The 18156-nt window shown below is 65.2% G+C and carries 17 protein-coding genes and 1 tRNA gene; 7 read left to right on the top strand and 11 right to left on the bottom strand.

All coding sequences use genetic code 11. The annotated features are described in order from the left end of the window. From ACLV8F_RS22660 to ACLV8F_RS22680, 5 genes are all read left to right on the top strand, one after another. Positions 1 to 492: cation:proton antiporter (locus ACLV8F_RS22660; protein WP_411886457.1), on the top strand; the 492-nt coding region annotated here is incomplete at its 5' end. A 205-nt stretch (positions 493 to 697) separates the two neighbouring features. After that, entirely contained in the window at positions 698 to 1903 is a 1206-nt protein-coding gene (locus ACLV8F_RS22665) for an imelysin family protein (RefSeq protein WP_411886458.1), read from the top strand. Beyond that, positions 1904 to 3373 carry a di-heme oxidoredictase family protein gene (locus tag ACLV8F_RS22670; RefSeq protein WP_411886459.1) on the top strand — a complete coding sequence of 490 codons (1470 nt, stop codon included), beginning with the start codon at positions 1904 to 1906 and terminating at the stop codon, positions 3371 to 3373. A gap of 57 nt (positions 3374 to 3430) precedes the next feature. Beyond that, entirely contained in the window at positions 3431 to 4534 is a 1104-nt protein-coding gene (locus ACLV8F_RS22675; protein WP_411886460.1) for an imelysin family protein, read from the top strand. Positions 4535 to 4538: 4 nt separating this feature from the next. Beyond that, positions 4539 to 5669, top strand: a complete 1131-nt coding sequence (locus ACLV8F_RS22680; RefSeq protein WP_411886461.1) for a DUF1513 domain-containing protein — start codon at positions 4539 to 4541, stop codon at positions 5667 to 5669. An 89-nt stretch (positions 5670 to 5758) separates the two neighbouring features. On the opposite strand, the gene ACLV8F_RS22685 is transcribed toward ACLV8F_RS22680, so the two are convergent. Then, a complete protein-coding gene (locus ACLV8F_RS22685; RefSeq protein ID WP_411886462.1) occupies positions 5759 to 6043 on the bottom strand; it encodes a DUF4148 domain-containing protein in 285 nt (94 codons plus the stop codon). Positions 6044 to 6251: 208 nt separating this feature from the next. Here ACLV8F_RS22685 and ACLV8F_RS22690 point away from each other — a divergent pair, with 208 nt between their 5' ends. Next, complete coding sequence (locus tag ACLV8F_RS22690; RefSeq protein WP_411886463.1) at positions 6252 to 7178, top strand: LysR family transcriptional regulator; 927 nt, start codon at positions 6252 to 6254, stop codon at positions 7176 to 7178. 393 nt (positions 7179 to 7571) lie between these two features. After that, entirely contained in the window at positions 7572 to 7889 is a 318-nt protein-coding gene (locus ACLV8F_RS22695) for a DUF4148 domain-containing protein (RefSeq protein ID WP_411886464.1), read from the top strand. A 208-nt stretch (positions 7890 to 8097) separates the two neighbouring features. Here ACLV8F_RS22695 and ACLV8F_RS22700 read toward each other — a convergent pair whose 3' ends face one another. The 10 genes from ACLV8F_RS22700 to ACLV8F_RS22745 all read right to left on the bottom strand — a co-directional run bounded on the left by ACLV8F_RS22700 (position 8098) and on the right by ACLV8F_RS22745 (position 18071). Continuing rightward, positions 8098 to 8931 (bottom strand): hypothetical protein, encoded by an 834-nt coding sequence (locus ACLV8F_RS22700; RefSeq protein WP_411886465.1) that lies wholly within the window; start codon positions 8929 to 8931, stop codon positions 8098 to 8100. A 310-nt stretch (positions 8932 to 9241) separates the two neighbouring features. Then, positions 9242 to 9317, bottom strand: a tRNA-Phe gene (locus tag ACLV8F_RS22705). Between the two features lie 45 nt (positions 9318 to 9362). After that, positions 9363 to 10043: a response regulator gene (locus ACLV8F_RS22710; RefSeq protein WP_411886466.1), complete on the bottom strand. Its 681-nt coding sequence runs from the start codon at positions 10041 to 10043 to the stop codon at positions 9363 to 9365. Positions 10044 to 10118: 75 nt separating this feature from the next. After that, positions 10119 to 12446 carry an ATP-binding protein gene (locus ACLV8F_RS22715; protein ID WP_411886467.1) on the bottom strand — a complete coding sequence of 776 codons (2328 nt, stop codon included), beginning with the start codon at positions 12444 to 12446 and terminating at the stop codon, positions 10119 to 10121. Continuing rightward, on the bottom strand, positions 12443 to 13120 hold the full coding sequence (locus tag ACLV8F_RS22720) for a DUF4390 domain-containing protein (protein WP_411886468.1): 678 nt from the start codon (positions 13118 to 13120) through the stop codon (positions 12443 to 12445). Before ACLV8F_RS22720 ends, ACLV8F_RS22715 begins: the two co-directional genes overlap by 4 nt. Continuing rightward, positions 13101 to 14447, bottom strand: a complete 1347-nt coding sequence (gene rsmB, locus ACLV8F_RS22725) for a 16S rRNA (cytosine(967)-C(5))-methyltransferase RsmB (protein ID WP_411886469.1) — start codon at positions 14445 to 14447, stop codon at positions 13101 to 13103. Before rsmB ends, ACLV8F_RS22720 begins: the two co-directional genes overlap by 20 nt. 162 nt (positions 14448 to 14609) lie before the next feature. Continuing rightward, a complete protein-coding gene (locus tag ACLV8F_RS22730) occupies positions 14610 to 15926 on the bottom strand; it encodes an NAD(P)/FAD-dependent oxidoreductase (protein WP_411886470.1) in 1317 nt (438 codons plus the stop codon). 13 nt (positions 15927 to 15939) lie between these two features. Continuing rightward, the gene (locus ACLV8F_RS22735; protein ID WP_411886471.1) at positions 15940 to 16263 is read right to left on the bottom strand and encodes a c-type cytochrome; all 324 of its coding nucleotides are present in this window, start codon (positions 16261 to 16263) and stop codon (positions 15940 to 15942) included. 173 nt (positions 16264 to 16436) lie between these two features. Continuing rightward, on the bottom strand, positions 16437 to 17438 hold the full coding sequence (locus ACLV8F_RS22740) for a M48 family metalloprotease (RefSeq protein WP_411886478.1): 1002 nt from the start codon (positions 17436 to 17438) through the stop codon (positions 16437 to 16439). A gap of 39 nt (positions 17439 to 17477) precedes the next feature. Further along, positions 17478 to 18071, bottom strand: coding sequence for a LemA family protein (locus ACLV8F_RS22745; protein WP_411886472.1), 594 nt, complete (start codon positions 18069 to 18071; stop codon positions 17478 to 17480). Positions 18072 to 18156 lie beyond the last annotated feature (85 nt).

Consider the following 18156-nt stretch of genomic DNA (forward strand, 5'->3'; position numbering starts at 1 on the left):
GCCCCGGCGCCCGCCGATAACGCCTCGCCGGAGTTGAGCCCCGCGGAGCAGGAGGCTTCAGGCGCCGAAGCGCCGGCCCACATGATGCGCGCGGTGGAACGCTTCAACAGCCAGCTCGAAAGTTTTGTCGAAGTCGCCATCGTGCTGGCGGTCGGCGTGCTGGTGGCGACGACGCGTTTTCGCACCGAGGTGCTGTGGTTCATCCCCGTGCTGTTCCTGGTGATACGGCCGGCTGCCGTCTACCTCGGCCTGCTCGGCACGCCCGTCAAGGGCACGCAGCGCCGCCTGATCAGCTGGTTCGGCATACGCGGCATCGGTTCGCTCTACTACCTGCTTTACGCCATCAACCACCACATCGAACGGGCGCTGGCGCAGCAATTGCTGTCCATCACGCTGGCCGTCGTCGTGGCCTCGGTGGTCGCGCACGGCGTCTCGGTCACGCCGCTGATGAAGCGCTATGAGGCGCGCAAAGCCGGGCGGCGCCCGCGCTGAGCACCACCCCTGCCGGCCCCGCCCTGGCAGGACCGCTTCGCCGGGTTTTGTGAGCGTTTCTTCATCTGCCCCGCACTTGACCTGCGTCAAGCCATGGCGGAAATATCCCGGCATTTCCCATGTTGGTGATATTGATAACTATTCTCATTTGTATAATCGCGGCTCCTTCTTTCTTTTTCGCCCTTTCACAGACCCAGGAGCCGTCATGACACCAGCGCTGAAACCAGCACTCATTGCCACCTTGCTCACCCTGCTCGCAGTGCCCGCCATGGCCCAGCCCGCACCTGCCGCAGCCGGTACCGCAGCAGTGGCGCCCGCCGCGCAGGCCGCGACGGCCCCGGCCGTGGCCAAACACTACGCCGCACTGGTGCTGGCGAGCTATGAGGACACGCTGGCCGGCGCCCTGACGCTGCAAAAAGCAGTGCAAGCCCTGGCAACGACGCCTTCCGACGAAAACCTGAAAGCCGCGCGCAAGGCCTGGCTGGACGCCCGCGAGTTTTACGGCCAGACCGAGGCCTTCCGCTTTTACGGCGGCCCGATCGACGACAAAAACGGCCCCGAAGGCCGCATCAACGCCTGGCCCATGGACGAGTCCTACGTCGATTACGTGAAAGACTCGCCCAATGCCGGTGTCATCAACAACCGCAAAGTGGCCATCACCAAGAAGCAGTTGGCCAGCCTCAACGAACGCAACGGCGAAGAGAACATCGCGACCGGCTGGCATGCGATCGAGTTTCTGCTGTGGGGCCAGGACCTGAGCACCACCGGCCCGGGCAACCGCTCGTTTGAAGATTTTGTGGACGGCAAAAAACCCAACGCCGACCGCCGCCGCCAGTACCTGCAGGTGGTGACCGAGCTGCTGGTCGACGACCTGCGCAGCCTGACCAAGGCCTGGGCGCCCACGGCCGGGTCTTACCGCGCGAAGTTCGAGCGCGGCGGCATGGAATCGGTGCGCAAGATTTTTGTCGGCCTGGGCTCGCTCTCGCGCGGTGAACTCGCCGGCGAACGCCTGGAAGTCGCCCTGGCCAGCCAGGACCAGGAAGACGAGCACTCGTGCTTCTCCGACAACACGCACCGCGACGTGGTGAACAACGCCAAGGGCATCCAGAACGCCTGGCTGGGCCAGTACAAGCGCGCCGACGGCAGCACCCTCGCGGGCGCCTCGCTGCGCGACCTGGTCGCCGCCAAGAACCCGGCGCTGGCCGAGCGCACCACCAAGCAGATCGCCGCGTCGGTCGCCGCCGCCGAAGGCATCCAGGCGCCGTTTGACCGCGAGATCGTCGGCGCCAAGGATGCGCCCGGCCGCCTGCGCGTGCAAAAAACCATCGACAGCCTGGTGCAGCAAAGCAAGGACCTGGTCGATGCCGCCAACGCCGCCGGCATCACCAAGCTGACCCTGGTGAAACCTTAAGTGTTCCGCCCCGCCTCGGCCCGGACCCTCACAAGCTACCTTAGGGCGGGGTTGGCCGGGCTGGCCGCGACCAGCCTCGCGGGCCTGGCCTTCTGGGCCGCCGCAGGGCCACCCGCGCAAGCCGGCGCAGCGCCCGATGACGAAAAAACCGGCGGCGAGACCACGGTGTTCGCCACCGGCCAGAACGCGTTTTCATTTCCGCTGGCCAACCTGCCCGACGAGGAGCGCACACGCTTTGTCATCGGCAATTCGTTTTTCAAGCGCAACTGGGTGCAGGCGCCTTCGTCGACCACCGCGCGCGACGGGCTAGGCCCGCACTTCATCGCGCGCTCCTGCGGCGGCTGCCATGTGCAGGACGGCCGCGGCGCGCCGCCGGACTTTTCGCGCGGCCTGTCGGACCAGCCGGTCGGCCTGCTGCTGCGCCTGTCGATTCCGGGCAAGGACGCCCACGGCGGGCCGTTGCCCGACCCGGTCTACGGCGACCAGTTTTCCAATTTCGCCATTCAGGGCGTAACGCCCGAAGGGCAGATCTCGCTGCGCTATGAGACGGTGCGCGGCAAGTTTGCCGACGGCACCCCTTACCAGCTGCAGAAGCCGCGCTACGGTTTCAGCAAGCTCAACTACGGCCCCATGGCCAAGGATGTGATGCTGAGCCCGCGCATCGCGCCGCAGATGGCCGGCGTGGGTTTACTCGAGGCGATTCCAGAGGCCGAAATCTTGCGCAACGCGCTTGAGCAGGCGGCCCTGGGCGGCCCGGTGCGCGGTGTGGTCAACCAGGTGTGGGACGCGCCCGCGCAGCAGATGCGCGTGGGACGCTTCGGCTGGAAGGCCAACGTCGCCACGCTGGCCCACCAGACCGGCGGCGCCTTCCTCGGCGACATGGGCATCACCTCGCCGCTCTTCCCCAACGAAACCTGCACGGCCACGCAGAAAGACTGCATGGCCGCGCCGCGGGGCGCGCAGGGCAAGGCGCCCGAGATCGACGAGAAGACCTTCAACGACGTGGTGTTCTACGAAAGCACGCTGGCACCGGCGGCGCGGCGCAACCCCAAGGATGCGCAGGTGGTGCAGGGCCAGAAGCTGTTTGCGCAAGCCCAATGCGCCGCCTGCCACCGCCCGAGTTACGTCACCGGGGAGATTCCTTTCCCGCGCCTGGGCAGCAAGGCCGCGCAAGGGCAGGCCATCTACCCCTACACCGACCTGCTGCTGCACGACATGGGCGAAGGCCTGGCCGACGGCCGGCCCGACTTCCTGGCCAACGGCCGCCAGTGGCGCACGCCGCCGCTGTGGGGCCTGGGCCTGGTGCCCGACGTGAACGGCCACAACCGCCTGCTGCACGACGGCCGCGCGCGCGGTGCGCTCGAGGCCGTGCTCTGGCACGACGGCGAGGCCAGGGCCAGCAAGGACAAAGTCCTGCAAATGAATGCGCGGGAACGCGCCGCGCTGGTGAAGTTCCTGGAGTCGCTGTAACGCTGTGAGCGTTTAACTCACGCATTGCCTGAACGCACAAACGAAAGGCATATACCGATGAAGCCAATCGCCACCAAACTGAAGCCGTCGTTGCGCAAAGTGCTGCTCGCCTTCGCCGGCGCTGCGCTGCTGGCCGGCAGCGCAGCGCACGCGCAAACCGTCGCCTCCAACGTCGCCGTGCCGTTTTACACGGCGGGCGATTTCATGCGCGGCGCCTACCGCTTCTGGTACGCGCCGCAAGCCGCCGCGTTTGCCGAGCAGGCCGCAGGCCTGCCCAGCGCGATCTCCGCGGTCTGCGATGCAACCGCGGACGCCGCAACGCCCAAACTGGAGCAAGCCCGCGAGCGCTGGAAAGCCACCGCCATCTCCTGGGACCGCCTGAGCGGCGTGCAGGTCGGCCCGCTGGTGCAGCGGCGTTCCACGCGCCAGATCGACTTCACGCCGACGCGGCCCGAGCTCATCAAGCGCGCGATTCAAACCGCCCCGCAAGACGCCACCGCCATGGAAAGCATAGGCACGCCGGCCAAGGGCTTGCCGGCGCTGGAGTGGCTGCTGTGGACCCAAGCCATCGCCCCGGCCACGCCGGCCTGCCGCTATGCGGTGCAGGTGGCCGCCGACATCCAGCGCGAGGCCGATGCCTTGGCCAAGGCGTTTGCCGAGCTCGCCGCGCGCCCGCCCGGCGAAGCCGAACAAACCCAGGGCCCCGCGATGAGCGAACTCGTCAACCAGTGGGCAGGCGCGCTGGAACGCCTGCGCTGGGCCGAGATGGAAAAACCGCGCCTCGCGGGCAGCGCGCAAGGCGGCCGCAACGCCGTGGCCTATGCGCGCAGCGCCAGCGGCCAGACGGCCGCGCGCTGGGCCGCGCAATGGCAGGCGCTGCGCACGCTGGGCGCCTCGCAAGCCGCTGAAGCGCCGCGGCCCGGCACCGGCCTGGCGCCGATTGAAACTTACTTGCGCGGCCTTGGCCGCAACGAGCCTGCCGACCTGCTGGCGCAAAGCGTGGGCAAGGCCGACAAGGCGCTGCAGAATGCGTCGCCCGCGAACCGCGCCGGCATCACCGCCGCCGGGCGTTCGCTGGCCGACCTGAAAAAACTCACCGAGGCCGAGATCGCGCCCGCCCTCGAAGTCAGCATTGGTTTTTCGGACGCCGACGGCGATTGACGGGATGACCGGGCCCTTCAGCTTGCAACGCCGCCAGTGGCTGGCCTTCGCCGCCTCGCTGGCCGCGCCCCTGGCAATGCCCGCCATGGCTGCGGCGCGCACGCCGCGATTGGTCACGGCCTGGGAAGGCCGCGACGGCTACCAGGTCGGTGTGCTCGCGCAGCAGGGCGCGGCACTGGGCGTGAGCGCCGCGCTCGACGTGCCGACACGCGCCCACGGCATGTGGGCCGAAGCCGGCGGCACCTTGCTGGCGGTGGCGCGCCGGCCCGGCGACTGGCTGCTGCGCTGGAAGCCCGATGCAAGCGGTGGCGGCAAGGCGATTGCCTGGGGCTGGATAGAACCCGACCGCGCCTTCAACGGCCATGTGGTCGCCAGCCGCGACGGCAAGCTGCTCTACACCACCGAAACCAACCTGGAAACGGGCGAAGGCCTGATAGGCCTGCGCGATGCCGCCACGCTGGAAAAAACCGGCGAATGGACGACCCACGGCATGGACCCGCACGAGCTGCTGCTGGACAGCGACGGCAGCCTCATGGTGGCCAACGGCGGCATTCCGGCCCTGCCCGAAACCGGCCGGCTCAAGATTCACATGGACCGCATGGACGCTTCGCTGGTGCGGCTGGACACCCACAGCGGCGCGCTGCTGGGCCAGTGGCGCGTGGCCGACAAGCGCCTGAGCCTGCGCCACATCGCCTGGGGCGAGCCCGCATCCGGCGGTACGCAAGGCCGGCGCCTGCTGGGCATCGCGCTGCAGGCCGAACACGACGACGCGGCCACCAAAGCCGCCGCGCCCGTGCTGGCGGTGTTTGACGGGCAGCGCCTGCAAACGCACGCCGCGGGCCCCGGCCAGTTGCTCGCGGGCTACGGCGGTGACATCGCCCACGTTGCCGGCGGTTTTGCGGTGAGCTGCCCGCGCGCCAACGGCGTGGCGCTGTGGCGCGCCGACGGCCGCTGGACCGGCTTCCTGCCGCTGCAGGAGGCCTGCGCGCTGGCAGCAGCGCCGGCGCCGGGCGGCGGGCCCAGCCTGTGGGCCGCCGGCCGGCTGGCCGCGCTCACACAGGACAGCCGGGGCGCCACCCGTGCGTCACCACTCACAGACCTGCGCCTGGACAACCACTGGGCGCCGTTGGGCTGAGCGCCAAGCCCACACGCCACACGTGCCAACGCCCCGGAACCCTTGCGGGTTTCGGGGCGTTGGCCATTGGCTTGGCTAAACCGCGGCGCTTATTGGGCGGAGGTCTTCACCAACTCAGCGGCAGCCTGGGGAGCAGCGCCGGTCTTTTCGGCACGGGGAGCGGCCAGGTTTTGCTGGGCAGCCGCACCGTTGTAGCTGGAGGCGGAATTGACGCCCTGAGCTTGTACGGCTTCAGCTTTGACTTCAGCGCGGGTTTTGGTCACGGGCGCCTTCATCTGGTCGTACAGGTAGGAGTTGAAGGTTTCAGCGGAAGCGGCCACGGAAGTCAGGGCGGCAACGGCAACAACAGCGGCGGCAACAAAGTTCGATTTCATGATGAATATCCTCTCAAAAGTTAAAGTGACGTTCCGGGCATGGCGGGCTCATCTCCCCGTCTGTCCAGCCTCGGTGAGTCGCCTTGTAAGGGGCTTCGGCTCATCGATGTATGAACTGTATTCCTGTTAAATTAATCAAAAAATAGCAATTTCAACAATACATTGCTGTTAAATCAACAACAATGAAGCTGTTATATAGGGGTTAACCATGGACCGTCTCCAATCAATGCGCGTCTTCCAGCAGGTGGTGGACGACGGCAGTTTTGCCGCTGCGGCGCGCAAATTCGACATGTCGTCCGCCGTGGTGACCCGCTTGGTCGGCGACCTGGAAGACCACCTGGGCGTGCGGCTGCTGCAGCGCACCACCCGGCGCCTGGCGCTGACGGACGCCGGCGAAACCTACCTGGCCCGCGTGCGGCACATCCTGAACGACATCGACGAGGCGCATGCCGCCGCCCAGGCCCATGCGCAGGAGATGTCCGGCACCATCCGCATCATGACGCCGCCGGTGTTCGCGGTGCACGTGCTGGCGCCGCTGGTGGCCGAGTTCGGCCGGCGTTATCCCAAGGTCGTGCTCGACATCCATGTCGACTCGCCGCTGGTGCCGCCGGTGGAAGACTACGACCTCACGCTGCTGGGCGCCGCCGACACCTTCGACGCCAACATCATCGCGCGGCCCATCGCCTCGTCCGACGGCGTCCTCTGCGCCTCGCCCGACTACCTGCGCCGCAACGGCACGCCGGCGCAGCCCGAAGACCTGCCGCAACACCATTGCCTGCGCGTCAAGCAGGCCGCAAACCGGCACCGCATCTGGCGCCTGACCAACCCCGGTGAAGGCAAGCGCGTCGTCGAAGTGCAGATCGAGCCCAGCATGCTGGTCAACCACTCCGACACGCTGATACGCGCCTGCGTGGACGGCGCCGGCATCATGAGCCAGTCCATAGACCTGGTGGCCAACCACCTCAACAGCGGCGCGCTGCAGCGCATCCTCTCGCCCTGGATCACCGGCACCAACACCTTGTACGCGGCGCTGCCCAGCCGCAAGTTCATTCCCGTGCGGACCAGCGTGTTCCTCGAGTTCATGACCGAGTACACACGCAAGGTGATCAAGAAGATGGAAGCACGGACGGAATAAAGTTCCTGCACGAGAGCTCGCCGGCATGGAAGACCGGCCAGCCATCCCCACTTAGGCAACAAGGCTGTGCATCGCGTGCACAAGCCCTGCCCGCAGCTCCGGTGCGGATTCAAAGCCATTTGAATTTCGCCATGCGCAATGAGAGGTGCATCCGTTCTTGACGCGATGCTTTCAAAACTCTTTCAGAAAAAAAGTTCCGCGTTGTCACGCATTCATTGTTCCAGTTCGGGCAATGGAATGTTCTAAAAACACGCACTTGTCTATACGTCTGGCGCAACAAGATTCTATGCATCGGTGAGCCACATTCATAACAGCGACTCAGCGAGGAAGGCCCCTCGGGCAGACAGCCCGTCCGACCGGATTTTTCAAAAACTGATCTAAAGGAAATTCATCATGAAATCGAATCTTGTCTCCGCTTCCATTCTTGCCGTCTCCGCACTCGCCTTCTTCGGCTCCGCCAGCAGCTTCGCCGAAGGCCGCGATCCGTTTCCCCAAGACCAGGTGAAATCGGTCAGCACCAAGACCCGCGCCGAAGTGCGCGCCGAACTGGCACAAGCCCAGCGCGAAGGTTATTCCGCAAACATCGGCCCGACCTACCAGGACGTCTACACGGCACCCGTCAGCGGCAAGACGCGCGCTGAAGTGAAGGCCGAAATCGGCACGAGAGTGTCGGCCGCGGCGCTGGATCGCGACTACTCTGTCGTTCAGTAAGCGCCCTACGCGCGGTTGATTGCCGGGCCACGGTTCGAAGCGACTGCGCCACAGGCCGTTAACAACCACCGAACCTCCCGCAGCGCTTGCGCTACAGGAGGTTTTGCCGTGCGTGCCTGCCGATCGCCTCAGACGAAGTGGCGTTCCTTTGAGAGGCTCTCTTGATGGAACAGAAAGCACAATGACCTATGCGGCCGTCGGCTTGGTCTCACGCCGCCAAAGCGGCCTCAAGAATAGGCCTTATGTCCCGGTTCCGAAAGGTCTCAAATCCAGATTCCTCCAGAGCTTTGCGGCGATTCTCATTGTTGACAATGTCGTGGCACTCCTCAACAAGCTTTGACGGGGACACCACGCAGATTCCGGCGCGAATATCCTCCTCAATACAAGTTTCCGGATCAATATCGGCCACTACAGCTTTGCGGTTGGCCAACAGATAAGAAACGCGGACGATTTCAAATATTTTTTTTGCCGAGAGATTGATGTTCACGATGAGTTTTGATCGCGCAATTAACTCATCCCGCGCAGCCCCATACAGACCGCACACAAAAACTGTCTTGAGCCCAAAATGGCACAGATGATGGAAGGCATCCAGCCGATCGGGTCCGGGTGCTCCGTACATCAGAACATCAATGTCTTGTATCGACGCTTTGGGAATTCGCGTCAGGGGTTCCGCATAACCCAGCGGCACGATCCGGCAATCTGCATTGAGTTTCTTCCACACATCCGCATTGCCTTCACTGTAATCCCATATTTTGAAATTCGCTGCGGCATAAGCCAGGGGCGGTTTCAGCAAAGTTGCGCCTCGAATTTGCTCGAAGTTATAAACAATGGTGGAGGGCGGCAGCTTGCTTACTACGTCCATCTCAAGCATCTGAGCGCCAAAGATGATGTTCGTTGCCGATTGAGAGAAAGTGTCTACGCCGGACTCCACCGTGTGCCCCAACTCACGCAGACCCCATATGACGGACTCAACTACTTCTTCGTAGGCCTTTAACCCAGACGCCTCTCCATTGAAGGCTATGTGTGAAACGTGATATTTCAATTGAATTCCTGGTATTGGCTGCTAAGCTGAAAATTCATCGACAAAGCCTTGAAGCCATTGTTGCGCGACACTACCAATAGGCCGCCGGCACTCTGCAATGAGCCCGGCCAAGCCTTCTGCCGAGATACAGGACGACACTAATGCGGCATCTTACAGGCGTCGATGAGAGACTGTGGCGCTCCCGGAAACTCACCGATCCCGCGAACCCAAGTGTTGCCGCGGTGTATGGGCCCAATCCCATCGCAAGGAGAGCGGCACACCAGAAACAAAAAAGCCCTTGAGTCCGTTAAGAATCAAGGGCTTGCGCATCTGGTGGCCTGGGGCGGAATCGAACCACCGACACAAGGATTTTCAATCCTCTGCTCTACCGACTGAGCTACCGGGCCTGAGCCTCAGATTATATATCAGCAAAAAGGGGGACCCGGAAAGGCTTAGATGCCGCGCTTTCCGCGCGTGAGATCGACACCCAGCTGCTTCAGCTTGCGGTACAGGTGGGTGCGCTCCAGGCCGGTTTTTTCGGCGACGCGGGTCATGGAGCCGCCTTCCTTGGCGAGGTGGAATTCAAAGTAGGCCTTTTCAAACTCATCGCGCGCGTCGCGCAGTGGTTTTTCGAGCAGGAAGCTTTGCGTGGCTTGGGGGCCGAGGTCCACAGGCGCCGGCAGTGTGCCGCCGGTCATCACCGCTTCCACCGTGAGTTCGGCCGCGGGCAGCGCGGAGTTGCCGCTCAGGGTGCTGGGTTTGCGCGGGGCTGTCTTGCTGAGGCCCTGCTCCACCGCTTTGAGCAGCTTTTGCAGGGTGATGGGTTTTTCCAGAAAGGCCATCGCGCCTATCTTCGTGGCCTCGACGGCGGTGTCTATGGTGGCGTGGCCGCTCATCATGATGACGGGCATGGTGAGCAGGCCGCTGGAGGACCACTCCTTGAGCAATGTCACACCGTCGGTGTCGGGCATCCAGATGTCCAGCAGCACCAGGTCGGGCCTGGAGCGGCTGCGGGCCGCGCGGGCTTGCGCCGCATTCTCGGCGAGCTCGACCTGATGCCCTTCGTCATTGAGAATTTCTGAGAGTAGGTCGCGTATGCCCAGCTCGTCGTCGACCACCAGAATATTTGCCATGATTGAATTGCTGCCTGCCTGTTGTTGTTGCGATGCCGTACGGATCCGAAACCCGAAGTGTTACTGAATGTGTTGTTATGCCACAACTGCAAATGATAACGACACTTGCGCACCTTGCACCGCGCCGTCCACCACACGGTTCGAAATATCGACACGCGCACCGTGTTCGTCGGCGATTTTTTTGACCACCGCCAACCCCAGCCCCGTGCCCTTGACCTTGGTGGTGACGTAGGGCTCGAAGGCGCGTTTGAGGATGTGCTCGGGGAAACCGGTGCCGTTGTCGCGCACGCTCAGGCGCACCCGTTTGGAGGCTTCGGAGTATTCGGTCTTGAGGGTGACGCGCGCGCCCTCTTTGCCTTCCTGGGCGTCCTGCGCATTCTGCAGCAGGTTGTGGATGACCTGGCGCAGTTGCTGGGCGTCGCCCTGTATCAGCGGGGCTTTGGGGTCGAGTTCGGCGACGACGGGCACGGCGGCCGAGCCGTCACGGCGCTGGCCGCCGTGGCCGTCGCTGTGGCTGTCGTGCAGGTACAACTGCGTGACGTCGTTGATCAGGGCGTTGAGGTCCACCGGCTTGAGTTCGGCCGCCGGCAGCCGGGCGTAGTCGCGGAACTCGTTGACCAGCCGCTTCATGGCATCGACCTGGTCGACGATGGTCTTGACGGACTTGGTGAGCAGCAACTGCTCGGTTTCGCCTACCTTGCCGGTGAGTTTCATTTCCAGGCGCTCGGCCGACAGCTGGATGGGTGTGAGCGGGTTCTTGATTTCATGCGCCAGCCGGCGCGCCACCTCGCCCCAGGCCTGCGCGCGCTGGGCCGAAACCATTTCCGAGATGTCGTCGAACACCAATAAAAACTCCTCGGTGCCGGGCATTTTTGCACCGCGCGCGATCAGCGTGATGGCGTTGTCGGGCGAGCCGGGCATGGCCGCGTTGAGTTCAAACGACTGCTGCCAGTGTTCCAGCCCGTGCGGCGCGTTGTCGCTGAGGTAGTCGGCGAACTGGGCCAGCACGTCCTTGGCGAACACGCCCAGCCCCGGGACTTCGCCCAGCGACTTGCCGTGGTAGGCCGCCAGGGGCGCGCGCAAGATGCGCGTGGCGCCGGGGTTGCTGGACTGGATGCGGCCGCGCACGTCCAGCACGATGACGCCGGCAGTGAGATTGTCCAGGATGGTCTGCAGGTTGGCGCGCGCGGCGTCGACCTGGCTCATGCTTTGCTGCACCGCCGTGCGGGCATCGGACAGCTGCTGCGTCATGTCGGCAAAAGAGCGCGTGAGCCCGCCCAGCTCGTCCTTGCCCTGCAGCGCGGCCTTGGGCGTCAGGTCGCCCTGGGCCACCTGGCGCACGCCTTCGGCCAGCACCAGCAGCGGCTTGGCCAGCTGGTTGCCCAGCACCACGGCCAGCAGCACCGCGCCGAACACCGCCAGGAACAGGCTGAGCGTGAGTGTACCTATGTACATTTTGCGCAGGCCGCCGCGCGCCAGCGCGCGTTCCTGGTATTCGCGGTTGGCCTCCTGCACGGCGATGGCGTTGGCCACCAGGCCTTCGGGCAGCAGCTGGGTCACCTGCAGAAACCGGGAATCGCCCAGCACGGCCACGTTGGGGTTGTTCACCACGGCGATGGCCTTGACGCGCGGCGCGGTGCCGGCGTTGGCGGCGGGCCCGCCGGCCGCGCCCGCCGTCAGCTCCCCATTGCCGGCGGATACGACCTCGTCCAGGCCCTCGATCTGCGTGACGACGCGCTGCGTACGCGCGCTGCGCAGCTGCTGCACCGAGGGGCGTTCGGGCTTGAGCAAAAACCGCGATTCACCGGCGCTGGCGATGACCTGGCCCGAGGGGCTCCACAGTACGACGTCGCTGGCCTGCAGCTGGTCGCGCAGGCGCTCGAGCGCCAGGCCGGCCATGGAGTCGGGCGTCTCGGCGATCTGCGTAGCGGCCTGGCGCGTCTTGTTGCCGAGGTCGGCCGCCAGCGTGTCCAGCGTGGCACGGCCCAGATTCAGGCCCGCGGCCAGGGCGCCTTCGACCTCCACATCGAACCAGCTTTCAATGGAGCGCGAAACGAACTGGTAAGACACCACATAAATCATCAGCCCCGGCATCAGGCCGACCAGCGCGAAAATGGCCGCGAGCTTGACCAGCAGGCGGCTACCGAAACGCCCGCGGCGCAAGCGCAGCAACAGGCGCGCGACGATCCAGCCGATCACCAGCAGCAACAGGCCCGCGACGGCCACGTTGAGCACCAGCAGCAGCGCGTAATTGCGTTCGTAGAGCTCGCGGTTGCCGGTGGCCTGCGTGAGCAAAAACATCAGCACCAGGCCCAGCGCCACGATGGCGCCTATTCCGACACCGACAGTCCAGCGAAAGGCCTTGCTGCTCTTGAGGGAGCCGCCGCTGACCTGCAGGTTCACTTGGTCGCCTCGGTGCCGGGGGCCGCGGGGGCGCCCGGGGGTGCGGCGGGCTCCAGCCTGAGCCTGTCCTTGACCTGCGCGGAGATATTCCAGTCGCGCTGGCCGGCCACACCGATCTGGAAAGGCCGCGGCAGCTGGGACAGGTCCAGCCTGAAGCTGAAATCCAGCTTGTACGAAGCTTCCGGGTCCACGTCACCGGCATCGCCGATCTTCCAGCGGGCCACGCGCTGGATGGCCGACAGGGCCTCGGGCAGGGTTTCGTAATTCTGGTTCAGCGTGGCGCGCAGGCCGGAGGAGCTGGCGATCAACCCGGACGCGATGTTGACGCGCCAGCGGCGGGTCAGCGGCTGGTAGGCCAGGCGTATGGTGCGGGCGGCGCTGGCCACGCGCGGGTCGGTCCAGTACCAGCGGTCGCGGTAGATGTCGGCCTCGACCACAAAAAACATCGGGATGCCCTTGAGCAGGGCGTCTTCCACCACCGGCGGAAGGTCGAAACGGACCAGGGCGGACAGGTGCACGCCGTCCTCGCCGCGCTCCACGCGCAGCTGCGTGATTTCGGTGGCCAGGGCCGGCACGGGCGCCCAGGCCAGCAGCACCAGGAGGCAAACACCCAATAGCCAGCGCGCAGCGGCATAGCCGAGGCGCCGGCGCCTGTCAGCGGCCGCGTTTTTCAAGGAGTGCGTAATAAAAACCGTCGTGCTCACGCATCAAATTGTCCGGGAAGACCGTCGCTTCCACGCCACTTTGGGGCAGCAAATGCCCCGGCGATGGCCTTAATGAGGCATCGGTGTGGTGCGTAAGAAACGTTTGCAGCTGGTTGTCGCCTTCCGCGCGAAAAACCGAGCAGGTGCAGTACAGCAGGCGCGCGCCCGGCTTGAGCAGGGGCCAGAGCGTTTCGAGCAGCTTCGCCTGGATGGCGGCCAGCTGGGGGATGTCCGTGGGCCGGCGCAGCCAGCGCACGTCGGGATGGCGCCGCACGATGCCGGAAGCGGTGCAAGGGGCGTCCAGCAGGATGCCGTCGTACAGCCGGCCATCCCACCAGCCGTCGGGTTTGCCGGCGTCGCCCACCTTGATATCGGCCCGCAAGCCCAGGCGCTTCAGGTTTTGCGCCACACGTTCGCAGCGGCGGGCGTCTATGTCCAGCGCCGTCACCTCGCAGTCGGCGATTTCCAGCAGATGGGCGGTTTTGCCGCCGGGAGCGGCGCAGGCGTCAAGGATATTGAGCCGGGCATGGTCCCCGGCCGGGACGGCCAGCCCCTCCAGCAGCAGGGGGGCGGCCAGCTGGGCGGCGGCATCCTGCACCGAAAAATGCCCCTCGGCAAAGCCGGGCAGGCCGGTCACGGGGCGCGCAGAGGCCAGGATCACGCCGTATTGACCCACCGGCGCGGCGTCGATTTGGGCCGACGCCAAGACCTGAAGATAACCGGCCTGCGTCGTTTTGCGCTCATTGACCCGCAGGATCAGCGGCGCGCGGCTGTTGTTGGCCTGCAGGATGGCCTGCCACTCCCCGGGATGGTCTTTGCGTACCCGGTCTATCCACCACTGTGGGTGGTTCCAGACGGCCTGGGGGCTTTTTTCGCTGCGTGCCACCAGCTCATCGCGTTCACGCAGGAATCGGCGCAGGCAGCCGTTGATGAAGCTGGCCTGGTGCTGCGTGGCGTCACCGCGCTTGGCGGCCTCCACGGCCTGGTCGACCAGGGTGTGCGATGTGTAGGGTGCGTCGTGTTCGGTCCAGATCAGCGCCAGGGCCACGCAGAGCAAGGCGTCGGCCTCGGGCGGCGGCGGGCGGCGGGCCAGTTGCTGGCGCAAGGCCTCGGCGCGGCCCAGCCAGCGCAGGGTGTGAAAGCCCAGCGACTGCACGCCGGGGCGCAGCGCGGCGTCAACATCTTCGAGCGCGGCGGTCATGGACTGGCCGTCGCGCACGGCCATCAGCAGGGAAGCAGCCCCTTGCAGCTGGCGCCACAGGGGGACTTGGGTCGGGTTGTCTTGCATCGAGCTCATGAATACCGTCCGAAATGGACGGTCAAGCCCCTATTAGACCAGTCACAAGCCCCCTGCTGGCATCCCGAATTGCAAGCAGGGGCCGCGGAACCGGCTTTGCCGGGCCGCAGGCGCAGCGGCCCCTCGGGGGCAGGGAGTTACGCGAAGCGAACGACCGTGGGGCTAACTGAGCGTGTCAGCCCAAATGTTGCTGGCCCAATTCAATGCATAGACGCCTTCCAGCTCGGTGGGCCCGGTGCTGACGCCGCCGGAGCCGGCAACGGCCTTGAAGGTTTTTTCGGCAACGACGTACTCATGCACGCTGGCCACGTGGATCACGTTCTTGTTGTCGACAAAGCTGTAGCAGGTGTTGGTCAGCATGGGCGCGGGGTTGACGTCCCAGCCCGAAAGCTGGGCCACGATGGCGGCGGCCGCGACCTTGCCGTGGTTGTTGGCCATGTGGCCGCTTTTGGGCATGGCGGGCGCCACCTGGATGGAATCGCCCAGCACGTGCACGTCTTTGGCGGCGGTGGATTCAAACGTCAGGTAATTGACGCCGCACCAGCGGTTGTTGGCCTGGTTGTTCAGGCCCGCCTGCACGGCGATGGTGCCGGCGCGCATCGCGGGCAGCACATTGAGCACATTGGCTTTCACGTCGTCCTGCACGTCGAACTTGATGATGCCGGCCTTGGCATCGACCGCCGTGGCCTTGTGCTGGCCGCGGTATTCGACGATGCCCTTGTACTGCTCGGCCCAGACCTTTTTGAACAGCGGCCCTTTGGAGGTGACGTCGGGGTTCGCGTCGAGGATCAGCACCTTGCTGCGCGGTTTGGCCGCCTTGAAGTAACCGGCGATGACGGAGGCGCGCTCATAAGGGCCGGGCGGGCAGCGGTAAGGCGCCTCGGGAATCGTGATGGCGTAAACGCCGCCGTCGGGCATGGCTTCCAGTTGCCGGCGCAGCGCCAGGGTTTCCGCGCCGGCCTTCCAGGCCTGCAGGACCTGGCCGGAGTCGTTGGCGGCCTTCAGTCCTTCGATGCTGCCGAACATCAGCTCCACGCCCGGCGAGACGACCAGCTTGTCATAGGCGATGGTGGCGCCGCCGGCCAAGGTGACGGTTTTTTTCGCGGTGTCGATGGCGCTGGCGTAGTCTTTCACCACTGTGATGCCGTGGGCGCGCGACAGGCTTGCGTAGGAACTCGTGATGTCCGCCATCTGCTTGCCGCCGCTGAGCACCAGGTTGGAGATGGGGCAGGAGATGAAGGCATCCTGCGGCTCGATCAGCACCACGTCGATGGTGTGGTCGGACAGCAGGCGCACATACTTGGCGGCGGTGGCGCCGCCGTAGCCGCCGCCTATCACCACCACCTTGGCCTTGGACGGCACGGCGGTGCTGGCGCAGCCGGCCAGGCCCAGCAAACTCAGGGCGGCCGTGGATTGCAGGAAGGAACGGCGCTTGAAGCCGGCCAGGGATACGGAACGGTATGAAAGAGGCTTGTTCATGGTGTCGTCGTCCTTACTTCTTTTGCGCGGCGAAGTAGCCGGCCAGCGACTCGATCTGCGCGTCGTTGAAACCCTTGCTGATCTGGTGCATCACCGTGGCCGGCCGCGTGCCGGTCTTGAACGCATTCATCTGCGCGACGATGTAGCCTTTGTCGAGGCCGGCCAGCGAGGTGACCTGGGAACCCTCGACCACCTTGCCGTTGGTGCCGTGGCAGTTGGCGCAGGTGGCAGCGAGGCTTTTTGTGTACAGCGCTTCCTTGGTTTGCGCCAGCGCCAGCGGGCTGAGGGCGAGGCAGAGCAGCGGCAAGCTGAGTTTGGCGAGTCGTGGGATTTTCATGGTTCTTTTCTCCTGGCGGGTTCAAACGCCGGTTGTATCTTCAACTGACAATTTAACGCGGTGCTCCCGGCACCCTATAGGGAGTATCCAGTACTTCAATGCTCTGCGTCCTCACCGGCATTCGAACCATTGGTGATGTGCTTGGCACCAGATCATTGTTGGCATCACCGGCTTCAAAAGATGGCGTCAGGCCGCGTCGGCAGTTCGTCCCGCATGGACAGCGCCGCCATGGGCCGTCCGTAGATCTGGACGATGCGCTCGGACAGCGGCGGATGGCTGGCGAACCAGCGGCCCCGGTCGCGGGCATCGACCAGCAGCATGTGCTGCACCGCCGGATGCAGGCTGCGTGAAGGCGCCATCCCCTCCTCTTCCTCACCGGCCACCTTGCGCAGCACACCGCCCAGCCCTTCCCGGCTACGCGTGAACTGCACGGCGCGCGCATCGGCCAGGAACTCGCGCTGGCGCGAGATCGCCGCCTTGAGCGCGCGCCCCGCGAGCCACCCTAGCGAGCCCGTGACGAGAATGGGAAGCCCGGGCAAGACGAGGAAGGAGCGCTGGCCGTTCCCGTCGGCATCGCACATGCTGCGGCCCAGGTTGAAGATCATCTCCAGCCCGAACACCATGCCCGCCAGCCGCATGTTCAGGCGCGTGTCGCCTTCGCGCAGGTGGCTCAGTTCGTGCGCCACCAGGCCCTGGAGTTCGTCGCGCGTGAGCTTGTCGAGCGCCCCCTGCGTGACGGCGATGACCGCGTCGTCACCGCCCCAGCCCGCGGCAAAGGCATTGATGGCGTCCAGGCGCGGCAGCACCATGGCCATGGGGGGCTTCATGCTGGCGGCAATGGCCAGCTCATCCACGATGTTGCACAGCTTCTGCTCGGCCTCCCGGCTGGCGGGCCAGGCTTCGCGCGCACCCACGCGGCGCGCCAGCGCCTCGCCGCCGCTGCTCAACGCGGAAGTCTCCAGCCACCAGCCGCCCAGTACGAACAGCAGAGTCATTGAGGTGTTGACGGTGAAAAAATAGGCCGGATAGCCGCTGAAGCCCGGCGTGACAATGCGCCAAGCCAGCGCCAGAGCCCCATTGACGGCCAGCAACAAGGCGACCAGCGTCAGTCCAAACAGCAGCAGGAGCCGCAGCGTCTGGGCGCGGGCGGTTTCCTGCCTGTCAAAGAAGCGCATCAGGCCCAGGCCGGCAATAAACAAACCATCGCGCCACCACTACATTTGAATACGTACGGCCTGGCGCTCCACGGCGCTCTCGGTGGACCTCAGCATGGCCGAAGGCGCAAAACCAAAGGTGCGCGCGATCATCACGGCCGGGAACTGGCCCTGCGCATTGTTGTAGTCCAGCACGGCGTCGTTATACGCCTGGCGTGCGAAGCCGACCTTGTTTTCGGTGCTGGTGAGTTCTTCGCTGAGTTCGCGGATCGTCTGGTCGGCCTTGAGTTCGGGATAAGCCTCGGCCACGGCGAAGAGGCGGCCCAGGCTGCCGTCCAGCGCCTGCTCGGCGGCGGCCAGCGCGGTCACGGCGCCGGCATTGGCGGGCCGGCTGCGCACCGCATCGCTGGCGCTGCGCGCCTGGTTGCGCGCCAGTATCACGGCCTCTAGCGTGCTTTGCTCATGCTGCAGGTATTTTTTGGCGGCCTCCACCAGGTTGGGGATCAGGTCGTAACGGCGCTTGAGCTGCACGTCGATCTGGCCGAAGGCATTGGCAATGATGTTTTTAAGCCGCACCAGCCGGTTGTAGGCGCCCACGGCCCAGAAGACCAGCAAGGCGAACACGGCGATGGCGACAAGCGTACTGAGGGACATGGGACTCCTTGATGCTGAGGGGCACCGGAGGCACTGGGCTCGCCGGCGGTTGCGCGAGGTTAACTGCTTTTGGGCCGGACCGGCA

Origin of the sequence: Polaromonas sp. YR568 (assembly GCF_943369675.1) — a bacterium.
Classification (GTDB): Bacteria; Pseudomonadota; Gammaproteobacteria; order Burkholderiales; family Burkholderiaceae_C; genus Polaromonas.

Coding starts and splice junctions, on each gene's coding strand:
- ACLV8F_RS22665 (WP_411886458.1), top strand. CDS start 698: ATGACACCAGCGCTGAAACCAGCACTCATTGCCACCTTGCTCACCCTG.
- ACLV8F_RS22675 (WP_411886460.1), top strand. CDS start 3,431: ATGAAGCCAATCGCCACCAAACTGAAGCCGTCGTTGCGCAAAGTGCTG.
- ACLV8F_RS22680 (WP_411886461.1), top strand. CDS start 4,539: ATGACCGGGCCCTTCAGCTTGCAACGCCGCCAGTGGCTGGCCTTCGCC.
- ACLV8F_RS22685 (WP_411886462.1), bottom strand. CDS start 6,043: ATGAAATCGAACTTTGTTGCCGCCGCTGTTGTTGCCGTTGCCGCCCTG.
- ACLV8F_RS22690 (WP_411886463.1), top strand. CDS start 6,252: ATGGACCGTCTCCAATCAATGCGCGTCTTCCAGCAGGTGGTGGACGAC.
- ACLV8F_RS22695 (WP_411886464.1), top strand. CDS start 7,572: ATGAAATCGAATCTTGTCTCCGCTTCCATTCTTGCCGTCTCCGCACTC.
- ACLV8F_RS22710 (WP_411886466.1), bottom strand. CDS start 10,043: ATGGCAAATATTCTGGTGGTCGACGACGAGCTGGGCATACGCGACCTA.
- rsmB (WP_411886469.1), bottom strand. CDS start 14,447: ATGAGCTCGATGCAAGACAACCCGACCCAAGTCCCCCTGTGGCGCCAG.
- ACLV8F_RS22730 (WP_411886470.1), bottom strand. CDS start 15,926: ATGAACAAGCCTCTTTCATACCGTTCCGTATCCCTGGCCGGCTTCAAG.
- ACLV8F_RS22735 (WP_411886471.1), bottom strand. CDS start 16,263: ATGAAAATCCCACGACTCGCCAAACTCAGCTTGCCGCTGCTCTGCCTC.
- ACLV8F_RS22740 (WP_411886478.1), bottom strand. CDS start 17,438: ATGCGCTTCTTTGACAGGCAGGAAACCGCCCGCGCCCAGACGCTGCGG.
- ACLV8F_RS22745 (WP_411886472.1), bottom strand. CDS start 18,071: ATGTCCCTCAGTACGCTTGTCGCCATCGCCGTGTTCGCCTTGCTGGTC.